This is a genomic window from Streptomyces xanthophaeus (genome assembly GCF_000725805.1).
Taxonomy (GTDB): Bacteria; Actinomycetota; Actinomycetes; order Streptomycetales; family Streptomycetaceae; genus Streptomyces; species Streptomyces xanthophaeus.
In genome coordinates this window covers 35864-58004 of record NZ_JOFT01000047.1, presented here as the reverse complement: position 1 = coordinate 58004, position 22141 = coordinate 35864, and the positions used below count along the sequence as shown (strand labels likewise).

The window sequence follows — 22141 nt, the reverse complement described above, 5'->3', positions numbered from 1 at the left end:
GTGGGCGGCTTGAAGGCCTATGTCCAGCCCCAGACGGGCCGCAGGCGCTGAGCAATGAGGAGCGCGTAGCGATTAGACGCGCCCACCGGCCCCGCCGGGCTGCTGGCCGGGGCCGGGCTACGAGCGGCTCTCCGCAAGCCTTGCCCGCCGGGGCCCTGATGCCCCGTCTATAGATGGCTGCCCCGGAGACCGTTCCTTTGGGGGCTTCCCGACGACGAAGGAGCGCCCTTGAGGGCCCGGCCCGGCACGGAAGGACCCTGGGACTGACGGGAATCCCCCAAGACATCTCTGATACCGCCCCACCGCCACAAAGCCCCCCCCCGCCCCCGCCGCCCTACAAGTAGTCCTCCAAGCGCCCGATGCTGTAGCCCTGCTCCTGGATGCGTTGCAGCATGCGGGTCGTCATCTGGACCTCCGTCGAGCCCTTGAGCTCCGACGGGCCCCTGAAGTGGGCCAGGATGATGTCGCCCGGCTTGAGGGCGGAGCCCTCGGCGTACTGGAAGTTGTTGATCTGCATCGACACGCGCCACAGGACCACGGACGAGACTCCGCACTCCGAGGCGGCCCGGAGGGTGTCGTCGTTGTAGTTGCCGAAGGGCGGGCGGAGGAACGGCGGCCGCTGGCCGAAGCGCTTCTCCAGGCGCTCCTGCTGGCCGCATATCTCGTGCTTCTGCGCCGCGAAGGGCAGCGTGCGCAGGTTCTTGTGGGTCAGCGTGTGGTTGTGGACCGTGCTCGCCGAGCCGTTGTCGCGGAGCTTCTCGAAGTGCCCGTAGTCCGAGGCCGCCACGCTGTCCGTCAGGAACATGCTGATCGGCAGCTTGAGGTCGGCGGCCATCTTCAAGAACTCGGGGTCCTTCTCCGCGCCGTCGTCGAAGGTCAGGAAGACTATTTTCTCCCCGGCCGGCATGGGTATTCGGTCCACGACCGGGACCTTGCCCGGGTCGGCCTTCGGGAGCGCCGGCTTCTGGGCGGGCTTCGGCGCGTACCGGACGGGGGCCGTCAGGCCCCACTTCTTGTACGCCTCGTCCGAGGCACCGCCCGCCGCCCCACTCCCTGTGGCCGACGGTGCGGCCGGCGACGGGGTGGCGGTGGCAGGCGGGTCCTGGGTGGCCTTGCGGCCGAGCCGCTCGATGGGTTCCACGCTTTCCCCGCACCCCGCCAGGGAGAGCGCGAGCGCGCCGGCTGCCAGCGTTCCGGCTACCAACCGGCGCGCGTACTTCACAGATAGTCCTCCAGGCGAGCCACGGCATACCCCTTGTCCGTGACGGTCTTCATCATGTGACGGATCATGTCAGGCATGGTGCCCTTCCAGTCCTCGCGCCCCCGGAAGTGCGTGAGGATGATGTCACCGGGGTGCAGGTCGCGGTCCCACTCCCGGTAGTCCATCCGGTTCGTGAAGGCCTCGGCGTTCCACAGCGGGACCGCCTTGATGCCGCAGGACTTGGCCGCGAGCAGCGTGTCCTGGTTGTAGTTGCCGTACGGCGGGCGGAAGAGCGTGGGCCGCTTGCCGAACGTCTTCTGGATCGTGTCCTGCTGGCCGCAGATCTCCTGGCGCTGCTTCTCGTACGACAGCGCCGGCATGTAGCGGTGGTTGAGCGTGTGGTTGTTCAGGACGACGCCGGCGGCCTGCATCTCCTTGAAGTACGCGTAGTTGTCCCGGACCAGGTAGTCGCTGAGGAAGGCCGTGTAGGGGATCTTCAGCTCCTGCATCATCTTCACGAACTCGGGGTCCTTCTCGGCCCCGTCGTCGATCGTGAGGAAGACGACCTTGTCCTCCGTGGGGACCGTGGTGAAGACCGGCGGCAGTTCGTCGCCGTCCTCCACCTCGAAGCCGTCGCGGGTGGTGATCTCCGGCTTCTCCTTGGGGGCCGCCGGAGCGGTCAGCGGCGGCTTGGCCAGGCCCCACTTCTTGGCGGCGGCGATGCGCGCCTGCTGGGCCGCCTTCAGCCGTTCGGCCTGGCTGAGGGCCCCGGCCGCCGCTTCCGCGCCCTTGCCGGTCTTGGCCTTCTCGGCCTTGTCCGGCGCTCCGGACTCCGCGGAGCTGCACGCCGTACCGAGGGCGGCCACCAGCACCGCGGCGAGCGCCACCCCGAACCGGCCGCGCGGACGCGCCGCACGCCGGTGACCCAGTTGCGTCTTATCTTCCGTTTGTCGGACTAGCTGCATAGCTGCGCATCCTGGCACCGGACGCGCCGACTCCCCGGAAGACACCGCGCGCGGGCGCCCACCTTCCTCCGGCTGGCCCACAGCGGCTCACCCGGCCGGCCCGTCGCCGACAATGGAACCGTGACCCCCGAAGACTTCGCCGCCCTCCTCACCCCGGAGGGCCGCTCCCTCCTCGACTCGCTCCGCGACTACGACCCCGCCCAGGAGCTGGCCGTCGCCACCCGGCTGCGCCGCGAGCACCCCGCAGGCCTGGTCTCCGCCGCGCTCGGGCAGGCCCGGCTGCGGCAGCGGGCGGTGGCGAAGTTCGGCGCCGAGGACGCCTTCCGGATGTACTTCACCTCCGGCGGCGGCGAGATGGCCACCCGGGCGTCGGTGGCCTCGTACCGCGCCGAGCGGCTCGCGGCCCTCGGCGTGCGCAGCCTCGCGGACCTGTGCTGCGGCATCGGCGGGGACGCCCTCGCCCTGGCCCGGCTCGGCATCCGCGTGCTGGCCGTGGACCACGACCCGCTGACCGTCGCCGTCGCGCGGGCCAATGCCGAGGCCCTGGGCCTGGCGGACCTGATCGAGGTCCGGGAGGCGGACGTGACGGAGGTGGACGTGTCCTCGTACGACGCCGTCTTCATCGACCCGGCCCGGCGCGGGGGGCGCGGCCGGATCTTCGACCCGGAGTCCTACTCGCCGCCCCTGTCGTGGGCCGTCGCCACCGCCCGCGCGGCGAAGTACGCGGCCGTCAAGATCGCCCCGGGTATCCCGCACGAGGCCGTCCCCGCGGAGGCCGAGGCGGAGTGGATCTCCGACCAGGGGGACGTGAAGGAGGCCGTGCTCTGGTTCGGCACCGCGCCCGGCACGGTGCGCGCCACGCTGCTGCCCGGTCCGCGCGCCCTGGAGACCTCCGCGCCGCTGCCCGATCCGGAGGCCGGGCCGGTCGGCCGCTACCTGTACGAGCCGGACGGTGCGGTGATCCGTGCGCACCTGGTGGCGGAGGTCGCCGAGCAGTTGGGCGGCCGGCTGATCGACCCGACCATCGCCTACGTGACCGCCGACGAGCTGCGCGCGACGCCGTACGCGACCTCGTACGAGATCACCGACGTGCTGCCCTTCGGCCTGAAGAAGCTGAAGGCGCTGCTGCGCGAGCGCGGGGTCGGCGTCCTGACGGTGAAGAAGCGCGGGTCGGCGGTCGAGCCGGAGGAGCTGCGCAAGAAGGTGAAGCCGCAGGGGCCGAACTCGGCGACCGTCTTCCTGACCCGGGTGGCGGGGGCCCCGTCGATGCTGATCGGCTTCCCGGTGTCGCCCCCGGCCTGAGCCGGGTCAGGCTCAGGCCTGCCCGTCCGCCCGGGCCGGGGAGCCGAAGGCGCGCACGGCCCAGCGGTAGTGCGCCCCCGCCTTGCCGAGGCCCAGGAGCCCGGTGATCCACAGGATCATGCCGAGGCCCATGAAGTAGGCGACTTCGCCGTACGTGTCCTGGCCCGGCCGGGCGGAGCCCGCGACGCCGAAGGTCAGCCACAGGCCGGTCATGCCCAGCAGGAACGAGGCCAGCAGCCAGGTCAGGCTCCGTCCTGGCGCGCGCACCCGGCGGTCGGCGACCGGGTCCCGGTCGGCCTCGGCCCAGGCGCAGAGCAGCCTGCGGACCTGGCGGTCGCGGCGGGCGCCCCAGGCGAACCAGAAGGCCGCGGGGATCAGTACGCCTGCGCCGAGGGCGATGAAGACGACGCCGAGGAGGAAGGAGACGGGGTCGCCCGCCTCGAAGGCCATCAGGGCCATGCCGACGAAGGACCAGCCGAGCGCGAAGACCGCGGAGACGGACCAGAGCAGCAGCAACCGGCCGATGCTCAAGCTGCGTTGACCGAGGTCTTGCAGGAAGCGGGCGCGGTCGGCGCGCATGGCGCTCTCGTCGAGCCAGGCGCGCAGGTGCGCGGGGGGCGGCGGGGGCGGCAGGTCACGACGAGGCATGTCCATGACGATAGCCTCACCGGGTCAAGGCGCACTCGAGTCCCCCACGAGGAGGGTGTGCGAGGGCCGGGGCGGTCAGCCCCCGTCCACCCCCACCGACTCGAACCGCCAGCGGTGCACCGCCCGCGTGATCAAGTCGGGTGCGGGCTCCGGGAGTTCGGGCAGCTCCGCCGCCACGCCCTCGGCCGCCTCCCACCAGGTGATCACGAGCACCCGGTCCTGCGGGGCCCGGAACACCTCGCGGCGCACCGGCTCCCGGGCGAGGACCTGGGCGCGGGCCCACTCCAGCAGTTCGTTGCCCCGGCCGTCCGCGGCCCGGGCTTCCCACATCAGCGCGACGGTGCTCACGAGTACAGGTTGTCCTTGCTCAGCTCGTGCACGTGGTCATGGTCGTGACTGTGGCCGTGGCCGTGGCCGTGCGCATGGCCGTGGCCCTCGCCGTGGGAGTGACCGTTGCCCGGTACGTGCGGGTCGGTGACCGGCAGCGAGGAGTCCGCGGACAGGTCCCAGTCGGAGGCCGGCCGGTTCCGCTTGACCATCTCGGCGCCCAGCGCCGCCACCATGGCGCCGTTGTCCGTGCACAGCTTCGGCCGCGGCACCCGCAGGACGATCCCCGCGGCGTCGCAGCGCTCCTGTGCGAGGGAGCGCAGCCGGGAGTTGGCCGCCACGCCGCCGCCGATCATGAGGTGGTCGACGCCCTCGTCCTTGCACGCCCGGATCGCCTTGCGGGTCAGCACGTCGACCACGGCCTCCTGGAAGGACGCGGCCACGTCGCGCACCGGCACCTCCTCGCCCGCCTTCCGCTTGGCCTCGATCCAGCGGGCCACTGCGGTCTTCAGGCCGGAGAAGGAGAAGTCGTACGCCGCGTCGCGCGGTCCCGTCAGCCCGCGCGGGAAGTTGATCGCCTTCGGGTCGCCCTCGCGCGCGAGCCGGTCGATGACCGGGCCGCCGGGGAAGCCCAGCTGGAGCACCCGGGCGATCTTGTCGAAGGCCTCGCCGGCCGCGTCGTCGATGGTCGCGCCGAGCGGCCGTACGTCGGAGGTGATGTCGGGGGCCAGCAGCAGCGAGGAGTGCCCGCCGGACACCAGCAGGGCCATGGTCGGCTCCGGCAGCGGCCCGTGTTCCAGCTGGTCCACGCAGATGTGCGAGGCGAGGTGGTTCACCCCGTAGAGCGGCTTGCCGAGGGCGTACGCGTACGCCTTGGCGGCGGAGACGCCGACCAGCAGGGCGCCGGCGAGTCCGGGCCCGGCCGTGACCGCGATCCCGTCGAGGTCGCGGGCGCTGACCCCGGCCTCCTTCAGGGCGCGCTCGATGGTCGGGACCATCGCCTCCAGGTGGGCGCGGGAGGCGACCTCGGGCACGACGCCGCCGAAGCGGGCGTGCTCGTCGACGCTGGAGGCGATCGCGTCCGCGAGCAGGGTGGTGCCCCGGACGACGCCGACGCCGGTCTCGTCGCAGGACGTCTCGATGCCGAGGACGAGCGGTTCGTCAGCCATTGCTCTCACTGCTCTCAGTTCTTGCTTGTGCGGGGTCGGTCAGTCGCATGACGAGCGCGTCGACGTTGCCGGGCTGGTAGTAGCCCCGCCGGAAGCCGATGGGCTCGAAGCCGAAACGCTCGTAGAGCTTCTGGGCCCGGGTGTTGTCCACCCGTACCTCCAGCAGCACCTCGGCGCATTCGAAGGCGGTGGCGGCGCGCAGCAGGTCGGTCAGCAGGCGGGCGCCGAGCCCGGTCCCCCACTGGTCGCGGGCGGCCGCGATGGTCTGTACGTCGGCGAGGTCACCGGCGGCGGCGAGTCCGGCGTAGCCCACCAGCCGGCCTGCGCCGTCCTCGGCGACCACGTAGCGGCGGGTGGCGTGCGGGCCGCGGGAGCGGGCCAGCTCGGACCAGAACATCCCCGCCGACCAGGCGTCCTCGGGGAAGAGTTCGTGCTCCAGTTCCAGCACCGGCTCGATGTCCCACCAGCGCATCTCGCGCAGCACCGTGCTCACCTGGGTCACTGGGGTCCCTGGAGTCACTTGGGGGTGACCACCTTGTAGTTCTTGGGCACCTGGGCGTCGGGCCTGCGCAGGTACAGCGGGGTGGGGGGCAGGAAGGGGAGCCCGGCGGCGAGCCGCTGCGCGGCCAGGCCCGCGAGGGCGGCGGCCGACTGGTGCTCGGGGTCCCGCGCGTCCGTGAAGACCTCCGGGTACAGGCGGGCGCCCTGGCCCACCGCGGGCACGCCCGCGACCCGGTCGGCGATGTCGGCCGGGCGGTCCACGGCGGGTTCGCCGACGCGGGTGAGCGGGTCCTCGTACCGGGCCCAGTAGACCTCCTTGCGCCGTGCGTCGGTGGCCACGGTGAAGGGGCCCTCGATCCCGGCGGCCCCCGCGGCGTACGCGAGGCCGTCCAGGGTGCACAGGCCGTGCACGGGTACGCCGAGCACGGCGGCGAAGGTGGAGGCGGTGACGAGGCCGACGCGCAGCCCGGTGTAGGGGCCGGGGCCGACTCCTACGACGATGCCGGTGAGGGCGTCGAGCTTCAGCCCGGCCTCGGCGAGCACCTTGTCGACGGAGGGCAGCAGCAGCTCCCCGTGGCGGCGGGCGTCGACCTGGTTCGACTCGGCGAGGACGGACTCGCCGTCGTGCAGGGCGACGGTGACGGCGGGCGTGGCGGTATCTACAGCGAGCAGGAGCACGCGAACAGCCTACGACTCCCGGCAGCGGGGGCCTTGCGGCCGGGCACCGGGCACCCCGGCTGCTACCTTTCGATCGAGGTCGACAAGGCAGCAGCCGGTTCAGCGCGGAGGGTGGAGCAAGGTGGCACGCAGCAGCTCGGGAATCGTGGCCGGGCTCACCGCCGCGGCAATCGCCGCCGTGGCCTTCCTCGGCTACCAGGCCTCGGCGACCGCCCCCACGCCTCCCCCGAAGGCGGCCGCGCAGGATCCGGCGCCCGCGCAGGACCAGGCGCCCGTGAAGCAGGACCCGGCGAAGCCCGCGGCCCTGCCGGCCGAGTCGGGCACCGGGGTGCGCGTCGTGTACTCCGTGAGCCAGAAGCGGGTGTGGCTGGTGGGAGAGGCGGGGCAGGAGCCCAAGTCCTTCACGGTGGTGCCGAGCACGGTGCACCCGAAGGCGGGCAGCTACCTGGTCACCTCGCGCTCGGGTGCGGTCACCGGATCGGACGGGGTGCCGATCGAGCACGTCGTACGGTTCGCCAGCCCGGACGGCGTCGCGGTGGGCTTCAGTGCCCGCGTGGACGGGGCGATGCCGGAGCCGGACCCGTCCAAGAAGACGGGCGGCATCCGGATGTCGCGCGCGGACGGTGACGCGATGTGGGCCTTCGCCACGATCAACGCGAAGGTCGTCGTCGTTCCCTGACGGGCCCGCACTTCACCCGTACGCGGTACCCGGCAAGCAGGCCGGCTCGTACCGCCTCAGGCCGCTTCGGACTCCGGAGCGGCCTGTTCCATGTCCTCGGCGGCCTCGTCGTCGCCGGGCGCGCGATGGTTCGCGGGCGGCGTGGACACCGCGGTGGCGGCGAGGCCGGCGGCGAGCAGCGCCCGCATCGACACGGCGGACGGCCGGGGGTCGCGGTGTGCTCCTGCTGGTGCCGACATGGTGCCTCCTGGGCCCGGGGACGCCGAACTTAGGCATACCTAAGAAACGCTCGGTACCATGTCACCACGGGGGCCGCCACCAGCGCAATATTTTCCCGACCGCTTGTCGGTACGTTTACTCCGAGAGGGCACCGGACAGGGCTTCGAGCCCCGCTCCGCGGGACCAGCGCGCCCCGACGCCGCGCAGCGAGACCGTGCGCACGTCGTCCAGCACCTCCTCGTGGCCGACCGCCCGGGCGATCACCACGTGCAGCCGGTCGTCGGAGAGCTCCTCCACCTTGCCGTCGCCCCATTCCACGACGACCACGGACTCGGGCAGCGAGACGTCGAGGTCCAGGTCCTCCATCTCGTCCAGCCCGCCGCCCAGCCGGTACGCGTCCACGTGCACCAGGGCCGGTCCGGCGCCCAGCGGCGGGTGCACCCGGGCGATCACGAAGGTCGGCGAGGTCACCGCCCCGCGCACGTCCAGGCCTTCGCCGAGGCCGCGGGTCAGGGTGGTCTTGCCCGCGCCCAGCTCCCCGGTCAGCAGCACGAGGTCGCCGGGGCGCAGCAGCCCCGCGATCCTTCGGCCCAACTCCTGCATCGCGTCCGGGGAGTCGATGGTGATCACGGTCTCGGCGGGGGAAGCGGCCTCAGCCGCCGGTGCCGGGCTGCGCTGTGCTTCCAGCGGTACTTCTTCCATGCTCGCCAACGTTAGTCGCTGCCGGTACCGCCCCGGTGCGCGCCAGCAGGTCCGTCAGCAGCCCGGTCACGGTCTCCGGCTGCTCCAGCATCATCAGGTGCCCGGCGGTCTCCAGGACGGCGAGCTCGGCGCCCGGCAGCACCTCCTTGACGGCCTCGCTGTGCGCGAGCGGGGTGATCATGTCCCGGGCCCCGGCGATGACGGTGACGGGGATGTCCGCGAACCGCTGGAGCGCCTCCGTCTTGTCGTGGGTCTGGAAGGCCGGGTAGAACTCGGCGACCACGTCGATCGGGGTGGCCTCGATGAGCCGCTCCGCGAACCGGGCGATGGCCGGGTCCACGTCCCGGGTCCCGAACGAATACATCTTGATCATGCCGGCGAAGAGGTCGGCGGTGGCCCGACGGCCCTTCTCCACCAGCTCCACCTGCGAGCCGAGCGCCTTGAGCACGCCGGGAAGGATCCTGCGCACGGCCCCCACGCCCATGGCCGGCAGCCCGTACGTCACCTCTCCGAGGCCGCCGCTGGACGTGCCGACCAGGGCCACGCCGACGACGCGCTCGCGCACCAGCTCGGGGAACTGCTCGGCACATCCCATGATGGTCATACCGCCCATCGAGTGACCCACGAGGATCAGCGGGCCCTCGGGTGCGGCGGCGTCGATGACGGCCTTCAGGTCGCGGCCGAGCAGCTCGATGGTGACCGGTTCGCCGTCGGCCTGGGCGATGCCGCGCGCGCTGCGGCCGTGGCTGCGCTGGTCCCAGTACACGGCGCGGACCACTCCGCGCAGGGCCGCGCGCTGGAAGTGCCAGGAGTCCTGGCCGAGGCAGTAGCCGTGGCAGAAGACGACGGTGGCCGGGGGCGTGGTCCTGCGCCTGAGGCGCCGCTTGGCCGTGGCGTCGCCCGGCAGCTCGTCGACCTCGTAGTAGAGCTCGGTGGCGTCCTCGGCGCGGCAGATCCCCTCGGCGCCGCGCAGGGACCCGTAGTCCCCGGCGGCGTCGAGTGCCAGACGTGCCTTTCTCCGCATGCCGCGCCCCACGGTGATCCGTTCTACCGCGACACCGGCCGCAGCGCCTGCTGCGAGCACGCCGATGGCGGCGCCCGCCCAGCCGGCCTTGCGCCAGTTCTCGCTCACGCCGCCCTCACTCCGCCTCAGCGGCCCAGGTACACCCGGGGCACGCGCCCTCCGATACGGGTGACGATCTCATACCCGATGGTGCCCGATGCCCCGGCCCAGTCCTCGGCGGTGGGCTCGCCGCGCTCGGCGTCCCCGAAGATCACGACTTCGTCCCCGGCCTCGGCCAGGTCCTCCCCCAGGTCGACCACGAACTGGTCCATGGCGACCCGTCCGGCGACCTGGCGGATCTTCCCGGCGACGAGCACGGGGCCGCTGCCGGAGGCGTGCCGGGGGATGCCGTCGGCGTACCCGGCGGGGACCAGCGCGAGGTGCGTGGCGGTCTCGGTGACGTGGTGGTGCCCGTAGCTCACGCCGTGCCCGGCGGGGACGGCCTTGACCAGGGCGAGCGAGGCCTTGAGGGTCATCGCGGGGCGCAGGCCCAGCTGGGCCGGGGTCCCGAGCTCGGGCGCGGGCGACACCCCGTAGACCGCCAGGCCGCAGCGGACCAGGTCGAAGTGGGACTCGGGCAGGGTGAGCGTGGCGGGCGAATTGGCGATGTGGCGGACCTCGGGCTCCACGCCCTCCTTCTCCGCGTACGCGAGCATGTCGCGGAACGCGGCGAGCTGGAGCTGGATCGAGGGGTGGCCGGGCTCGTCCGCGCAGGCGAAGTGCGACCAGACACCGGTGACCTGGACGGTGCCCTCGGCCTGCGCGGCGACGGCTGCCCCGACCAGCGCCTCCCAGTCGGCGGGCTGGCAGCCGTTGCGGCCGAGGCCGGTGTCGGCCTTGAGCTGGATGCGGGCGGTACGGCCTGCGGCGCGGGCGGCGGCGCGTACCTCGTCGAGGGCCCACAGGCCGCTGACGGCTACGTCCAGATCGGCTTCGACGGCTTCCCGCCAGGGCCCTCCGGGGGTCCACAGCCAGCACATGATCCGGCCCTCGATGCCGGCGGCGCGCAGCGCGAGCGCCTCGTCGGGCGTGGCGGTCCCGAGCCATTCGGCTCCGGCCTCCTGCGCGGCTTTGGCGCAGGCCAGGGCCCCGTGCCCGTAGGCATTCGCCTTGACCACGGCCATCAGGGCGGACCGGGGCGCCCGCTCGCGCAGTGCGCGCACGTTCTCCCGTACGGCGTCAAGATCGATCTCGGCGTACACGCGCGTCGGTGTCTCGTTCATCGCCCACAGTCTCTCAGAACCGGGTCCCTGCGAGGCTCGGCAGTGTGTGCGTGTGCGGCGCCGCTGCCGGGGGCCAGCCCCCGGACCCCCGCTCCTCAAACGCCGGAGGGGCTGATTTCTGCCCGGGCAGGGCGTTGGAGGTGCTGCCTATCCGAGCCGTGGTCGAGGGGAGTGGGGACACTGCGGGGTGTCCCCGCAGGACGAGCGCGCAACCAGGGCCGCCACCTTTCGACGGGGCTCAGTGCGCGAGCCGAGGAGATACCCCGGAGGGGCACCGCTCCCCGACCCCTACCGAACAGGCCCCGCTTCAACGAGGCCAAAATCCAGCCCCTCCGGCGCGAGGAGCGGGGTCCGGGGCGGAGCCCCAGGCGAGGCGGAGGGTGGGCTACCGGCTGTGGACTTCGTGCCAGGCCTTCGGGAGGGCTTCGGCCACCTCGTGGGCCAGGATCGGGGTGCCGGGGGCGGAGCCCGCGGCGTGGCGGGCTGCCAGACCGTGGAGGTACGCCGCCACCGCGCCCGCGTCCGGGCCGGACAGCCCCGCCGCCAGCAGGGAGCCCGCCAGCCCCGACAGCACGTCCCCGCTCCCGGCGGTGGCCAGCCAGGCGGTGCCCGTCGGGTTGACCCGTACCGGCCCCCCGCCGGAGGCGATCAGCGTCGTCGAGCCCTTCAGCAGCACCGTGGCCCCGTACCGGCGTGCCAGCGCGGCCGCCGCGGACAGCCGGCCCGCCTCCACCGATTCCCGCGGCACCTCCAGCAGCGCCGCCGCCTCCCCCGCGTGCGGGGTCAGCAGCGTCGGGGCGGACCGGGTCCGCAGCAGCTCGGGGTCCAGGCCGCGCAGCCCGTCCGCGTCGACCAGCACCGGCACGTCCTGGGCCAGCAGGTCCGCGACCTCCCCGGCGCGGCCCTCCCCCAGTCCCGGCCCGGCCACCCACGCCTGGACCCGGCCCGGCCCGATCAGCGTCTCGGGGTACCGGGCGAGCACGGCTTCGGCCGCGGGGCCCACGTACCGCACGGCGCCCGCACCGCCGCGCAGGGCTCCGGCCACGGCGAGTACCGCCGCGCCCGGGTACTGGCGGGACCCGGCGAGGATCCCGACCACGCCCCGCCGGTACTTGTCGCTGGTCGCGGTGGGCGCCGGCAGCAGCGCCGCCACGTCGGCGTGCTGGAGGGCCTGCGTCTGCGCGGGCGGCAGCTCCAGCCCGATGTCCACCAGGTGCACCGCGCCCGCCAGCGAGGCCCCGGGGTCGACGAGCAGCCCGGGCTTGTACGCGCCGAAGGTCACCGTCACGTCGGCCCTCACGGCGGGCCCCGCGACTTCGCCCGTGTCGGCGTCGACGCCGCTCGGCAGGTCCACGGCGACCACGGGCACGCCCGGCGGGATCTGCCCGGCGAGGGCGGCGGCCGCGGGGCGCAGGCCGCCGCGGCCGCCGATGCCCAGGAGCCCGTCCACGACCAGGTCCGCGCGGCGCGGGACCTCCTGCGCGAGCCGTCCGCCGGCGGCCAGCAGCGCGGCCAGGCCGCCCGGGTGCAGGCGCTGCGGGTCCATCGGCACCGCCGTGACCCCGGCTCCGCGCCGGGCCAGGCGCGCGCCCGCGTACAGCGCGTCGCCGCCGTTGTCGCCGGGCCCGGCGAGCAGGACGACGCGCGCGCCGTAGACGCGGCCCCGGCGCCGGGTGAGCAGCCGGGTGCACACGGCGGCCAGTCCGGCGGCGGCCCGCTGCATCAGGGCGCCTTCGGGCAGCCGGGCCATCAGCTCCCGCTCGGCGGCCCGTACGGTCTCCACGCTGTAAGCAGTCCGCGTCGTCCGGTGCCGTGCCTCGGCGTGCTGCCGGGGCTGCCGTGTACTGGACGTACTCGGTTGCCCCGGCAGTGCGGCGAGGCGCGGTGCCGGGGGGCGCGGACCCGGCAAGATCCGAAAGAGACGCCCTAGCCCTCCGCGATCACCACGGCGGAGGCGATGCCCGCGTCGTGGCTCAGCGAGATGTGCCAGGACTTCACGCCGAGCGCCAGCGCCCTGGCCTCGACCGTGCCGGTCACCCGCAGCCGCGGCTGTCCGGTGGGTTCGACGTAGACCTCGGCATCGGTCCACAGCATTCCGCCGGGTGCGCCGAGCGCCTTGGCGAGGGCCTCCTTGGCGGCGAACCGGGCGGCGAGCGAGGCGGTCCCGCGCCGCTCGCCGCTGGGCAGCGTCAACTCGGAGTCGACGAAGAGCCTTTGTGCCAGGTGCGGTGTGCGCTCCAGCGCCGCCGCGAACCGATCGATCTCGGCTACGTCGATCCCCACGCCGATAATCACAATGAACCAGCCCTACTCACTCCACCGTCACGGACTTCGCGAGATTACGCGGCTGGTCCACCTCGTTGCCCCGCGCCGTCGCCAGTTCGCACGCGAACACCTGCAGCGGCACCGTCGCCACCAGCGGCTGGAGCAGCGTCGGCGTCGCCGGGATGCGGATGAGGTGGTCGGCGTACGGGACGACGGCCTCGTCGCCCTCCTCCGCGATCACGATGGTGCGGGCCCCGCGGGCCCGGATCTCCTGGATGTTCGAGACGATCTTGTCGTGGAGCACCGACCGCCCGCGCGGTGAGGGGACGACCACCACCACCGGCAGGTCCTTCTCGATGAGCGCGATCGGGCCGTGCTTGAGCTCGCCGGCCGCGAAGCCCTCGGCGTGCATGTACGCGAGCTCCTTGAGCTTGAGCGCGCCCTCCAGTGCCACCGGGTAGCCGACGTGGCGCCCCAGGAACAGCACGGTGTTCTTGTCGGCCAGGGAGCGGGCGAGTTCCCGTACCGGCTCCATGGTCTCCAGGACGGTGTCCACGGCCGCGGCGATGTCCGAGAGCTCGCGGATCACGGCCTGGATCTCGTCGCCCCACTTGGTGCCCCGGACCTGCCCGAGGTAGAGGGCGACGAGGTAGCAGGCGACCAGCTGCGTCAGGAAGGCCTTGGTGGAGGCGACGGCCACCTCGGGGCCGGCGTGGGTGTAGAGCACGGCGTCGGACTCGCGGGGGATCGTCGATCCGTTGGTGTTGCAGATGGCCAGCACCTTGGCGCCCTGCTCGCGTGCGTGCCGCAGCGCCATCAGGGTGTCCATGGTCTCGCCGGACTGGGAGATCGCGACGACGAGCGTGCGCTGGTCCAGGATGGGGTCGCGGTAGCGGAACTCGCTCGCCAGCTCCGTCTCGCACGGGATGCGGGTCCAGTGCTCGATGGCCAGCTTCGCGATCATGCCGGCGTGGTAGGCCGTACCGCAGGCCACGATGACGACCTTGTCGACCTCGCGGAGCACGGAGTCGGGGATGCGCACCTCGTCCAGGGTCAGCGAGCCGTTGGCGTCGATCCTGCCGAGGAGGGTGTCGGCGACGGCCTTGGGCTGCTCGGCGATCTCCTTGAGCATGAAGTAGTCGTAGCCGCCCTTCTCGGCGGCCGAGGCGTCCCAGTCCACGTGGTACGCCCGCACGTCCGCGGGGGCGCCGTCGAAGGTGGTGACCGTGACGCCTTCGCGGCGCAGTTCCACGACCTGGTCCTGGCCCAGCTCGATCGCGGACCGGGTGTGGGCGATGAAGGCGGCCACGTCCGAGGCGAGGAAGTTCTCGCCCTCGCCGACGCCCACCACCAGGGGGGAGTTGCGGCGGGCGCCGATGACGACGTCGGGCTGGTCGGCGTGCACGGCGACGAGGGTGAAGGCGCCCTGGAGGCGCCTGCACACCTGGCGCATGGCTTCGGCGAGGTCCCCGGTCGAGGCGAACTGCTCGGCCAGCAGGTGCGCCACGACCTCGGTGTCGGTCTCGGACTCCAGCAGGTGGCCGCGTTCGGCGAGTTCGGTCCGGAGCGCGGCGAAGTTCTCGATGATGCCGTTGTGGACGACGGCCACCCGGCCGGAATTGTCCAGGTGGGGGTGGGCGTTGACGTCGGTGGGGCCACCGTGGGTAGCCCACCGCGTGTGTCCCAGGCCCGTGGAGCCGGCCGGCAGCGGCCGCCCGACGAGTTCCTTCTCCAGGTTGACGAGCTTGCCGGCCTTCTTGACGGAGGCGAGCTCCCCGTCGGCGAGCACGGCGACTCCCGCCGAGTCGTAGCCGCGGTACTCCAGCCGCTTGAGTCCGGCGATGACCACATCGAGCGCCGACTGCGCTCCCACGTAACCCACAATTCCGCACATAGGCGGCAGGGTACGCCGTAGTCGGCCGTCTGCCTGGTACCTGAACAAGACGAAACCCCGCCCCGGCGAATGCGCCGGAGCGGGGTTGACGTTCGGTCCGGGAGAGGTCAGCCGAGCTTCTTGGCCTGCGCCTCGATCACGGTCTTGGGGGACTCCGGCGCGCCCTTGTGGACGATGGACGAGAAGGTCGCCACCGTGTTCGCCTTGCGCACCAGGTCCAGCACGATGTTCGCCTTGTCCCCGTCCTCCAGGTCCATGACGAGGACCAGGCTGACGGCCTCGTCACCGCCGGTGAGGGCCCCGCCGGGCTTGACGCTGTCGAACTTGGTGACGTCCTTGCCCTCGGTCACGGAGAAGCCGGCCGCGCACGCCGTGCCCGCCGTCTTCACGGACGCCAGCAGCTCCTCGGCGCCCTTGCCGTCGTACGAGGTGAGGCCGACCGCCGTCTTGGTGGCGGTGAGGGCGCCCATGATCGCCGCCGCCTTCTCGTCGTCGGTCGCGTTCGCGCCGAGTTCCTTCGGCTTCGCGGAGAAGGTCGTGACCGCGGTTCCGGTCGGCGAGCCGACCTTGCGCTGGGTGTAGGCGTCGACCAGCACCTGGCACTCGGCCTTGTCGACGGTGCCCGCGGCGCCCTGGTTCTTGGACGCCTCCTTCGCCGCGTCCTTCGCCTCGATGTGGTCGGGCACGTCGGCCTGCGTGACCAGCAGCGGGGCCAGGTCGGCGTCCGTCTTGCCCTTCGCGGCGGGCGCGGCGGAGGTCGCCGGGGCGGAGGCGGACGGCTTGGCGTCCGCGTTCTTGTCGTCGGCCTTCTTGTCGGCGCCGCAAGCGGTGCCGAGCAGGGCCAGGGACACCGCGGAAGCGGTCAGGACGGAACGGCGGACAAGAGCGGAACGCACGATGGATCTCCCCCATGAAGCACAAAAACGCAGGCAGAGCAGCCCGAAGAAGATGCTTCGGTGCTGCGGTGATCCACAATGTACGGCTCCGCCCGATCGCTTGATCGAGTTTTTTCGCGCCCGCCGCCGATCGTGACCGTGGCGATATCCGCGCTCCCCCCAATCGAGACCGGCGCCCCCACAACCCCGCCCCGGCAGGCCCCACGGGCCCGCTCCCCCGCCCGCCGGGCGCCGCACACGTGACCGACCACACCACCCACAACCGGCCCCGAGACCCGACAATGGCGGTGTGATCACTTCGCCGCCACGAAGCAGCACGCCGGAGGGCGCAATGGAGCGCACCGCCGCGGACGGGCCCTCCGGGCGCCCGGCCCACCGCCGGGCTCCCGACGCCTCCCCCTACGTCGACCTCACCCGCGCCGAGTGGAGCGCCCTGCGCGAGCGCACGCCGCTGCCGCTGACCGCGGACGAGGTCGAGCGGCTGCGCGGTCTCGGTGACGTCATCGACCTCGACGAGGTCCGCGACGTCTACCTCCCGCTCTCCCGCCTGCTGAACCTGTACGTCGGCGCCACCAGCAACCTCCGCGGGACCCTGAACACCTTCCTCGGTGACGCGGGCAACGGCCACGGCGCGCAGCAGGGCACCCCCTTCGTCATAGGGGTCGCCGGTTCGGTCGCCGTCGGCAAGTCCACGGTGGCCCGTCTGCTCCAGGCGCTGCTCGCGCGCTGGCCCGAGCACCCGCGGGTGGAGCTGGTCACCACCGACGGGTTCCTCTACCCGATGAAGGAGCTCCAGCGGCGCGGGCTCACCTCGCGCAAGGGCTTCCCGGAGTCGTACGACCGCCGGGCGCTCACCCGTTTCGTCGCCGACATCAAGGCGGGCAAGGACGAGGTGCGGGCCCCGGTCTACTCGCACCTGATCTACGACATCGTCCCCGGCGAGGAGCTCGTCGTCCGCCGCCCGGACATCCTCATCGTCGAGGGCCTGAACGTGCTCCAGCCGGCCCTTCCCGGCAAGGACGGCCGGACCAGGGTCGGTCTCGCGGACTACTTCGACTTCAGCGTGTACGTGGACGCGCGCCCCGAGGACATCGAGCGCTGGTACCTCAACCGGTTCCGGAAGCTGCGCGAGACCGCGTTCCAGAACCCGTTCTCCTACTTCCGCAAGTACACCCAGGTCTCCGAGGAGGAGGCGCTGGAGTACGCGCAGACGATGTGGCGGACGATCAACAAGCCCAACCTGCTGGAGAACGTGGCGCCCACCCGGGGCCGGGCCACGCTCGTCGTCCGCAAGGGCCCTGACCACAAGGTGCAGAAGCTGAGCCTGCGCAAGCTCTGAGCGCCGCCCGCTAGGGTGCGGGCATGCTGCATCTGCGGATGATCGTCCCGCCGGACCGGACGGAGGCGGTGCTGGAGATCGTCGGCCGGACGGTCGGGACCACCCATCTGGTCGTACTGGAGGGCGCGGGCCGGGTCCCCCCGGGCGACCTCGTCATGTGCGACGTGGCCCGCGAGGCCGGGGACGAGCTGATCCAGGAGCTCCAGGCGCTGGGCCTCGACGAGGACGGCTCGATCGCCGTCGAGAACATCGACCTGTCGCTGTCGAAGCGGGCCGACGAGGCCGAGGAGGAGGCCCCTGGCGAGGCCGCCGACGCCGTGCTGTGGCAGCAGCTGACCGAGGCCACCCACGAGGAGTCCACGCTCACCATCACCTACTGCTCGTTCATGGTCCTCGCGACCATGATCGCGGCCTGTGGCGTGGTGCTCGACAACGCGATCCTGATCGTGGGCGCGATGGCCGTGGGCCCGGAGTTCGGTCCGCTCGCCGGGGTCTGCATCGGGATCGTGCAGCGCGAGCGGCGGCTCGCCCTGCGGTCGCTGGGCGCGCTGCTCATCGGTTTCGCCGCGGCGATGGCCGCCACCACCGTCTTCAGCCTCGGCATGGACGCGATCGGGCAGTTCGAGCCCGGCGTGCTGGACCGGCCGCGGCCGAACACCGGCTTCATCTGGCAGCCGGACTCGTTCTCCTTCGTGGTCTCGCTGCTGGCCGGCACGGCGGGGGTGCTCTCCCTGACCTCCGCGAAGTCCGGGGCGCTGGTCGGCGTGGCGATCTCGGTGACCACCGTCCCGGCCGCCGCGAACGCGGCCGTGGCCCTCAGCTACGGGGAGTTCGCGCAGATGTGGGGCTCCGTGGAGCAGCTCCTGCTGAACCTGGGCGGGATCATGCTGGCGGGCACCGTGACCATGTACGCGCAGAAAGCACTGTGGCGGACCCAGCGTGGCCGCTGGATCCGCCGGGCCGGGGGCGGTGCCCCCGGCCACTGAACAGTGCCGGTGCCGCCTAGCCGAGCGCCGACTTCACGACGTCGGCGAGGCGCCCGGCGACCGCGCGGGCCTGCTCGATGTCGGCGGCCTCCACCATCACCCGTACGAGGGGCTCGGTGCCGGAGGGACGCAGCAGCACCCGTCCGGTGGTGCCCAGCTCGCGCTCGGCGTCGGCGACGGCCGCCGCGAGCTCGCCGGAGGTCGTGACACGGGACTTGTCCACGTCGGGCACGTTGATCAGCACCTGCGGCAGCCGCTGCATGACGGCTGCCAGCTCGGCGAGGGAGCGGCCGGTGGCCGCGACGCGCGCCGCGAGGAGCAGGCCGGTCAGGGTGCCGTCACCGGTGGTCGCGTGGTCGAGGATGATCACGTGGCCGGACTGCTCGCCGCCCAGCGCGTAGCCGTTCTCCTTCATCGACTCCAGCACGTAGCGGTCACCGACGCCGGTCTGCACGACCTGGATGCCCTCGCCCTCCATGGCCAGCTTGAAGCCCAGGTTGGACATCACGGTGCCGACGACGGTGTTCTCGCGCAGCTGCCCGGCCTCGCGCATGGCGAGGGCCAGCACGGCGAGGATCTGGTCGCCGTCGACCTCCGCGCCGGTGCCGTCCACGGCCAGGCAGCGGTCGGCGTCCCCGTCGTGCGCGATGCCGAAGTCGGCGCCGTGCTCGACGACGGCCGCCTTGAGCAGGCCGAGGTGCGTGGAGCCGCAGCCGTCGTTGATGTTGAGGCCGTCCGGCTCGGCGCCGATCGTGACGATCTCGGCTCCGGCCCGGGTGAAGGCCTCCGGCGAGACGTACGCGGCCGCGCCGTGCGCCTCGTCCAGGACGACCTTCAGGCCGTCGAGGCGGTTGGGGAGGACCCCGATGAGGTGGGCGACGTACTTGTCGAAGCCCTCGGTGTAGTCGGAGACGCGGCCGACGCCGGAGCCGGTGGGCCGGTCCCAGGGAGCGCCGGTGCGGTGCTGCTCGTAGGTCGACTCGATGCGGTCCTCCAGCTCGTCGGCGAGCTTGTGGCCGCCGCGCGCGAAGAACTTGATGCCGTTGTCGGGCATCGCGTTGTGACTGGCGGAGAGCATCACGCCGAGGTCGGCGCCCAGCGCACCGGTGAGATACGCCACCGCCGGGGTGGGCAGCACACCGACGCGCAGGACGTCCACGCCCGCGCTCGCGAGGCCCGCGACGACCGCGGCCTCAAGGAACTCACCGGAGGCCCTGGGGTCGCGGCCCACCACGGCGGTAGCCCGGTGACCTGCGAAGGTGCCCGCTTCGGCCAGTACATGGGCTGCCGCCACGGAGAGGCCGAGCGCGAGCTCCGCCGTCAGATCCGCGTTGGCAACGCCGCGTACACCGTCCGTCCCGAAGAGTCGTCCCACTGTTGTCCTCCCGAGTTTCCGCTTGGCTTGTGACAGCTTGTAACCGCTTGTGACAGGTATTTGCCGCTTGTGGCGGTAAACGAACCGCCCCGGCAGCACGGAGAGTGCTGCCGGGGCGGTTTCGTTGCAGAACAGCAGGCGCAGATTAACGCTTGCTGTACTGCGGAGCCTTACGGGCCTTCTTGAGACCGGCCTTCTTGCGCTCGACCGCACGGTCGTCGCGGGAAAGGAAGCCGGCCTTCTTCAGCGCCGGGCGGTTGTTCTCGACGTCCGCCTCGTTCAGCGCACGGGCCACGCCGAGGCGCAGGGCGCCGGCCTGGCCGGAGACGCCGCCACCCGAGATGCGGGCGATGATGTCGTAGCGGTTGTCCAGCTCAAGGAGCTTGAACGGCTCGTTGACTTCCTGCTGGTGCACCTTGTTGGGGAAGTAGTCCTCAAGGGTGCGGCCGTTGATCTTCCACTTGCCGGTGCCCGGAACGATCCGGACGCGGGCGATGGCGTTCTTGCGACGGCCCAGGCCGGCGGCCGGCTGGGGGTCGCCGAAGCGGCCGGCAAGGGACTCGGAGGTGTAGTCGCCCTCGACTACGGCCTCGGACTCGCTGGTGTACTCCTCGACGTTGCCCTCGAACTCTTCGACGGTCGTCTCGGCGGTGGTCTCGGCCACGATGCTCCTCAGAATTTTCTACGTCTTAGGGGGTGGCCGGAACTACTGCGCGACCTGGGTGATCTCGAACGGCACCGGCTGCTGGGCAGCGTGGGGGTGCTGGTCGCCCGAGTAGACCTTCAGCTTCGAGAGCATCTGACGGCCCAGGGTGTTCTTGGGGAGCATGCCCTTGATGGCCTTCTCGACGGCCTTCTCCGGGTTGTTCGCCAGGAGGTCGTCGTAGCGCACCGAGCGGAGACCACCCGGGTAGCCGGAGTGGCGGTAGGCCATCTTCTGCGACGCCTTGTTGCCGGACAGGTGAACCTTGTCGGCGTTGACGATGATGACGAAGTCGCCCATGTCCATGTGGGGGGCGTAGGTCGGCTTGTGCTTACCCCGCAGGAGGGCAGCGGCCTGGGTCGCCAGACGGCCGAGGACAACGTCCTGGGCGTCGATGACGAGCCACTGGCGCGAGATGTCGCCGGGCTTGGGGCTGAACGTACGCACGCGTATGCCTTCGCTTCTTCAGTGGTGGTATCCCAAGGGCGCAAGCCCCACGGGAAGGTCCTGACAGGGTCACCACGGACGATCACGACAGCCCTCGTTCACAACGGGGACGCAACCCGGTGAACGGTGTGAACTGCTGGTCATCGGTCCGGTGGACCGGCGCAAGGCCCTTTCACGTGAGAATGAGAAAGCCAATACGCATAACAAACCAGCAGGATACCCAAGCAGACCCGTACGGGTCAAAACGCGGTCCGCGATGCCGATTCTGCTGGCGTCGCGGCGCACTCCGGTTCGGTCCTGGGTGGGGACCCCGCAGTTGTTACGGTCCCAAGAGTAACCCCACCGGAGCGCAGCGCACGACGCGCCAGCAGGACCGCCAGTGCGCACAGGGTGGCGCAGTCCTTGAAGGCACGCCGCTTCGCCTCCAGCTCGGACGGCCACGGGATGCCCGCCACCTGGGGCCCGAGGGCCGCCCAGAACCAGGGCGAGCGCGGCATCGAGCCCGGCCGCACCGCGGACGCCAGCAGCATCGGAACCACCACCAGCAGGTAGTGGTCGAAGGACGGCCGCGACACCAGGAATGCGGCGAGCATCACCATGCAGGCCGTCTCCACCAGCCTCAGGCTCCCCCCGTCACGGTCCTCGGCACTGCCGGTGCGCCGCCAGCGCGTCCAGGCCGCCCACAGCCCGGCCGCCGCCCCCGCGAACGCCACCGGCACGGCCACCGCCGCCGGTATCCCCAGCCGCGGCAGCACCGCTATCGGCGACGCGTCCCACGGCAGGGCGTAGGAGTCCTGCCCCTGGAGCAGGAACGGCAGCGTCTTGGTGAAGAACAGCGACGGGCTCGGCATCAGCAGCGCCCCGGCCAGCGACATCCCCAGCGGCACCAGTACGGCCACCGCCAGCCCCCGCCACTGCCGGGCGAACAGGAACAGCACCCCGATCGGCACCAGCATCGGCTTGCAGGCGATCGCCAGCCCGATCACCAGCCCCGCGGCCCCCCACGACCTGCGGTGGGCGAGCAGCAGCGCCACCGGCAGGGCCGCGGCCGAGATCGCCGTCCAGTTGCCGATCAGCACGAGGTTCGCGTACGGCTTGTAGCCGAGCGCCAGCAGGGCGAGGCCGCCCACCGCGAACCGCGAGCGCAGCGGTACCGAGAACAGCTTCAGCGCCGCCCACCAGCCGGTCGCCAGCAGCCCCGTCATCCCGAGCGGCAGCGCCCAGCGCAGCACCGCGCGCGGCAGCAGCGCCTCCGGCACCGCCATCAGCACGGCGCTGGGCAGGTACAGGAAGCGCTTGTCCTCGTACGGGGACCCGCCCTCCAGCAGCGTTTCGGCCGCCTTGACCACGAAGGCGTTGTCCGAGCCCCAGTTCGCGCGCAGGCTCGTGGAGACGCAGATGCCCAGGAGCGCCGCGAGGGAAAGGATCCGCCACGACCGTGGGGCGGGCCGCAGCAGCCAGTCGATCAGCCGGCCGCCCGTGTCCGGACCGTCCCACTTCATGAGCCAGATGCTAGGCCGCAGCCCCACGACGCCTCTCCCTCGCCTCAGCAGGGGAAG

23 protein-coding genes are annotated in these 22141 nt (G+C 72.2%); 4 read left to right on the top strand and 19 right to left on the bottom strand.

Annotated elements, in window-relative coordinates; all coding sequences use genetic code 11:
* Window positions 1-334 precede the first annotated feature (334 nt).
* On the bottom strand, window positions 335-1141 hold the full coding sequence (locus tag IO30_RS0125885; RefSeq protein WP_373316470.1) for a polysaccharide deacetylase family protein: 807 nt from the start codon (window positions 1139-1141) through the stop codon (window positions 335-337).
* A 77-nt stretch (window positions 1142-1218) separates the two neighbouring features.
* Window positions 1219-2166, bottom strand: coding sequence for a polysaccharide deacetylase family protein (locus tag IO30_RS0125880; protein ID WP_037895141.1), 948 nt, complete (start codon window positions 2164-2166; stop codon window positions 1219-1221).
* Between the two features lie 120 nt (window positions 2167-2286).
* On the opposite strand from IO30_RS0125880, the gene IO30_RS0125875 reads away from it, so the two are divergent.
* Window positions 2287-3468 (top strand): class I SAM-dependent methyltransferase, encoded by a 1182-nt coding sequence (locus IO30_RS0125875; protein ID WP_031146633.1) that lies wholly within the window; start codon window positions 2287-2289, stop codon window positions 3466-3468.
* A 12-nt stretch (window positions 3469-3480) separates the two neighbouring features.
* Here IO30_RS0125875 and IO30_RS0125870 read toward each other — a convergent pair whose 3' ends face one another.
* From IO30_RS0125870 to tsaB, 5 genes are all read right to left on the bottom strand, one after another.
* Window positions 3481-4116 carry a hypothetical protein gene (locus IO30_RS0125870; RefSeq protein ID WP_037895156.1) on the bottom strand — a complete coding sequence of 212 codons (636 nt, stop codon included), beginning with the start codon at window positions 4114-4116 and terminating at the stop codon, window positions 3481-3483.
* 75 nt (window positions 4117-4191) lie between these two features.
* Window positions 4192-4464 carry a hypothetical protein gene (locus IO30_RS0125865; protein WP_031146630.1) on the bottom strand — a complete coding sequence of 91 codons (273 nt, stop codon included), beginning with the start codon at window positions 4462-4464 and terminating at the stop codon, window positions 4192-4194.
* Window positions 4461-5612, bottom strand: coding sequence for a tRNA (adenosine(37)-N6)-threonylcarbamoyltransferase complex transferase subunit TsaD (tsaD, locus tag IO30_RS0125860; protein WP_031146628.1), 1152 nt, complete (start codon window positions 5610-5612; stop codon window positions 4461-4463). Before tsaD ends, IO30_RS0125865 begins: the two co-directional genes overlap by 4 nt.
* A complete protein-coding gene (gene rimI, locus IO30_RS0125855) occupies window positions 5605-6084 on the bottom strand; it encodes a ribosomal protein S18-alanine N-acetyltransferase (RefSeq protein WP_202205155.1) in 480 nt (159 codons plus the stop codon). Before rimI ends, tsaD begins: the two co-directional genes overlap by 8 nt.
* 44 nt (window positions 6085-6128) lie before the next feature.
* On the bottom strand, window positions 6129-6791 hold the full coding sequence (tsaB, locus tag IO30_RS0125850) for a tRNA (adenosine(37)-N6)-threonylcarbamoyltransferase complex dimerization subunit type 1 TsaB (protein ID WP_031146625.1): 663 nt from the start codon (window positions 6789-6791) through the stop codon (window positions 6129-6131).
* Window positions 6792-6912: 121 nt separating this feature from the next.
* Between tsaB and IO30_RS0125845 the strand changes: the two genes are divergently transcribed.
* Entirely contained in the window at window positions 6913-7470 is a 558-nt protein-coding gene (locus IO30_RS0125845) for a hypothetical protein (RefSeq protein ID WP_031146623.1), read from the top strand.
* 56 nt (window positions 7471-7526) lie between these two features.
* Here IO30_RS0125845 and IO30_RS44835 read toward each other — a convergent pair whose 3' ends face one another.
* The 8 genes from IO30_RS44835 to IO30_RS0125805 form a co-directional block, all read right to left on the bottom strand.
* Window positions 7527-7709, bottom strand: a complete 183-nt coding sequence (locus IO30_RS44835; protein WP_107065182.1) for a hypothetical protein — start codon at window positions 7707-7709, stop codon at window positions 7527-7529.
* Between the two features lie 115 nt (window positions 7710-7824).
* Window positions 7825-8391, bottom strand: a complete 567-nt coding sequence (gene tsaE / locus IO30_RS0125835; RefSeq protein ID WP_373316471.1) for a tRNA (adenosine(37)-N6)-threonylcarbamoyltransferase complex ATPase subunit type 1 TsaE — start codon at window positions 8389-8391, stop codon at window positions 7825-7827.
* Entirely contained in the window at window positions 8342-9523 is a 1182-nt protein-coding gene (locus tag IO30_RS0125830; RefSeq protein ID WP_078904213.1) for an alpha/beta fold hydrolase, read from the bottom strand. The genes tsaE and IO30_RS0125830 overlap by 50 nt, the downstream gene beginning before the upstream one ends.
* Window positions 9524-9540: 17 nt before the next feature.
* Window positions 9541-10677 carry an alanine racemase gene (gene alr, locus IO30_RS0125825; RefSeq protein ID WP_031146618.1) on the bottom strand — a complete coding sequence of 379 codons (1137 nt, stop codon included), beginning with the start codon at window positions 10675-10677 and terminating at the stop codon, window positions 9541-9543.
* A 385-nt stretch (window positions 10678-11062) separates the two neighbouring features.
* Complete coding sequence (locus IO30_RS0125820) at window positions 11063-12427, bottom strand: bifunctional ADP-dependent NAD(P)H-hydrate dehydratase/NAD(P)H-hydrate epimerase (RefSeq protein ID WP_051902592.1); 1365 nt, start codon at window positions 12425-12427, stop codon at window positions 11063-11065.
* Between the two features lie 176 nt (window positions 12428-12603).
* Entirely contained in the window at window positions 12604-12975 is a 372-nt protein-coding gene (locus IO30_RS0125815; RefSeq protein ID WP_031146614.1) for a holo-ACP synthase, read from the bottom strand.
* Between the two features lie 13 nt (window positions 12976-12988).
* A complete protein-coding gene (gene glmS, locus IO30_RS0125810; RefSeq protein ID WP_031146612.1) occupies window positions 12989-14836 on the bottom strand; it encodes a glutamine--fructose-6-phosphate transaminase (isomerizing) in 1848 nt (615 codons plus the stop codon).
* A gap of 107 nt (window positions 14837-14943) precedes the next feature.
* Window positions 14944-15732 carry a hypothetical protein gene (locus tag IO30_RS0125805; RefSeq protein WP_031146611.1) on the bottom strand — a complete coding sequence of 263 codons (789 nt, stop codon included), beginning with the start codon at window positions 15730-15732 and terminating at the stop codon, window positions 14944-14946.
* Window positions 15733-16063: 331 nt separating this feature from the next.
* Between IO30_RS0125805 and coaA the strand changes: the two genes are divergently transcribed.
* The gene (coaA, locus tag IO30_RS0125800) at window positions 16064-17071 is read left to right on the top strand and encodes a type I pantothenate kinase (RefSeq protein WP_031146609.1); all 1008 of its coding nucleotides are present in this window, start codon (window positions 16064-16066) and stop codon (window positions 17069-17071) included.
* Window positions 17072-17094: 23 nt separating this feature from the next.
* Complete coding sequence (locus IO30_RS0125795) at window positions 17095-18057, top strand: DUF389 domain-containing protein (RefSeq protein ID WP_031146608.1); 963 nt, start codon at window positions 17095-17097, stop codon at window positions 18055-18057.
* Between the two features lie 16 nt (window positions 18058-18073).
* Here the strand turns inward: IO30_RS0125795 and glmM are convergent, their stop codons facing one another.
* The 4 genes from glmM to IO30_RS0125775 all read right to left on the bottom strand — a co-directional run bounded on the left by glmM (window position 18074) and on the right by IO30_RS0125775 (window position 22084).
* Window positions 18074-19432 (bottom strand): phosphoglucosamine mutase, encoded by a 1359-nt coding sequence (gene glmM / locus IO30_RS0125790; RefSeq protein ID WP_031146606.1) that lies wholly within the window; start codon window positions 19430-19432, stop codon window positions 18074-18076.
* A 145-nt stretch (window positions 19433-19577) separates the two neighbouring features.
* Complete coding sequence (gene rpsI, locus IO30_RS40815; RefSeq protein WP_031146604.1) at window positions 19578-20096, bottom strand: 30S ribosomal protein S9; 519 nt, start codon at window positions 20094-20096, stop codon at window positions 19578-19580.
* A gap of 42 nt (window positions 20097-20138) precedes the next feature.
* Window positions 20139-20582: a 50S ribosomal protein L13 gene (gene rplM, locus IO30_RS0125780; RefSeq protein WP_008739660.1), complete on the bottom strand. Its 444-nt coding sequence runs from the start codon at window positions 20580-20582 to the stop codon at window positions 20139-20141.
* 239 nt (window positions 20583-20821) lie between these two features.
* Window positions 20822-22084: a glycosyltransferase family 87 protein gene (locus IO30_RS0125775; RefSeq protein WP_031146602.1), complete on the bottom strand. Its 1263-nt coding sequence runs from the start codon at window positions 22082-22084 to the stop codon at window positions 20822-20824.
* Window positions 22085-22141 lie beyond the last annotated feature (57 nt).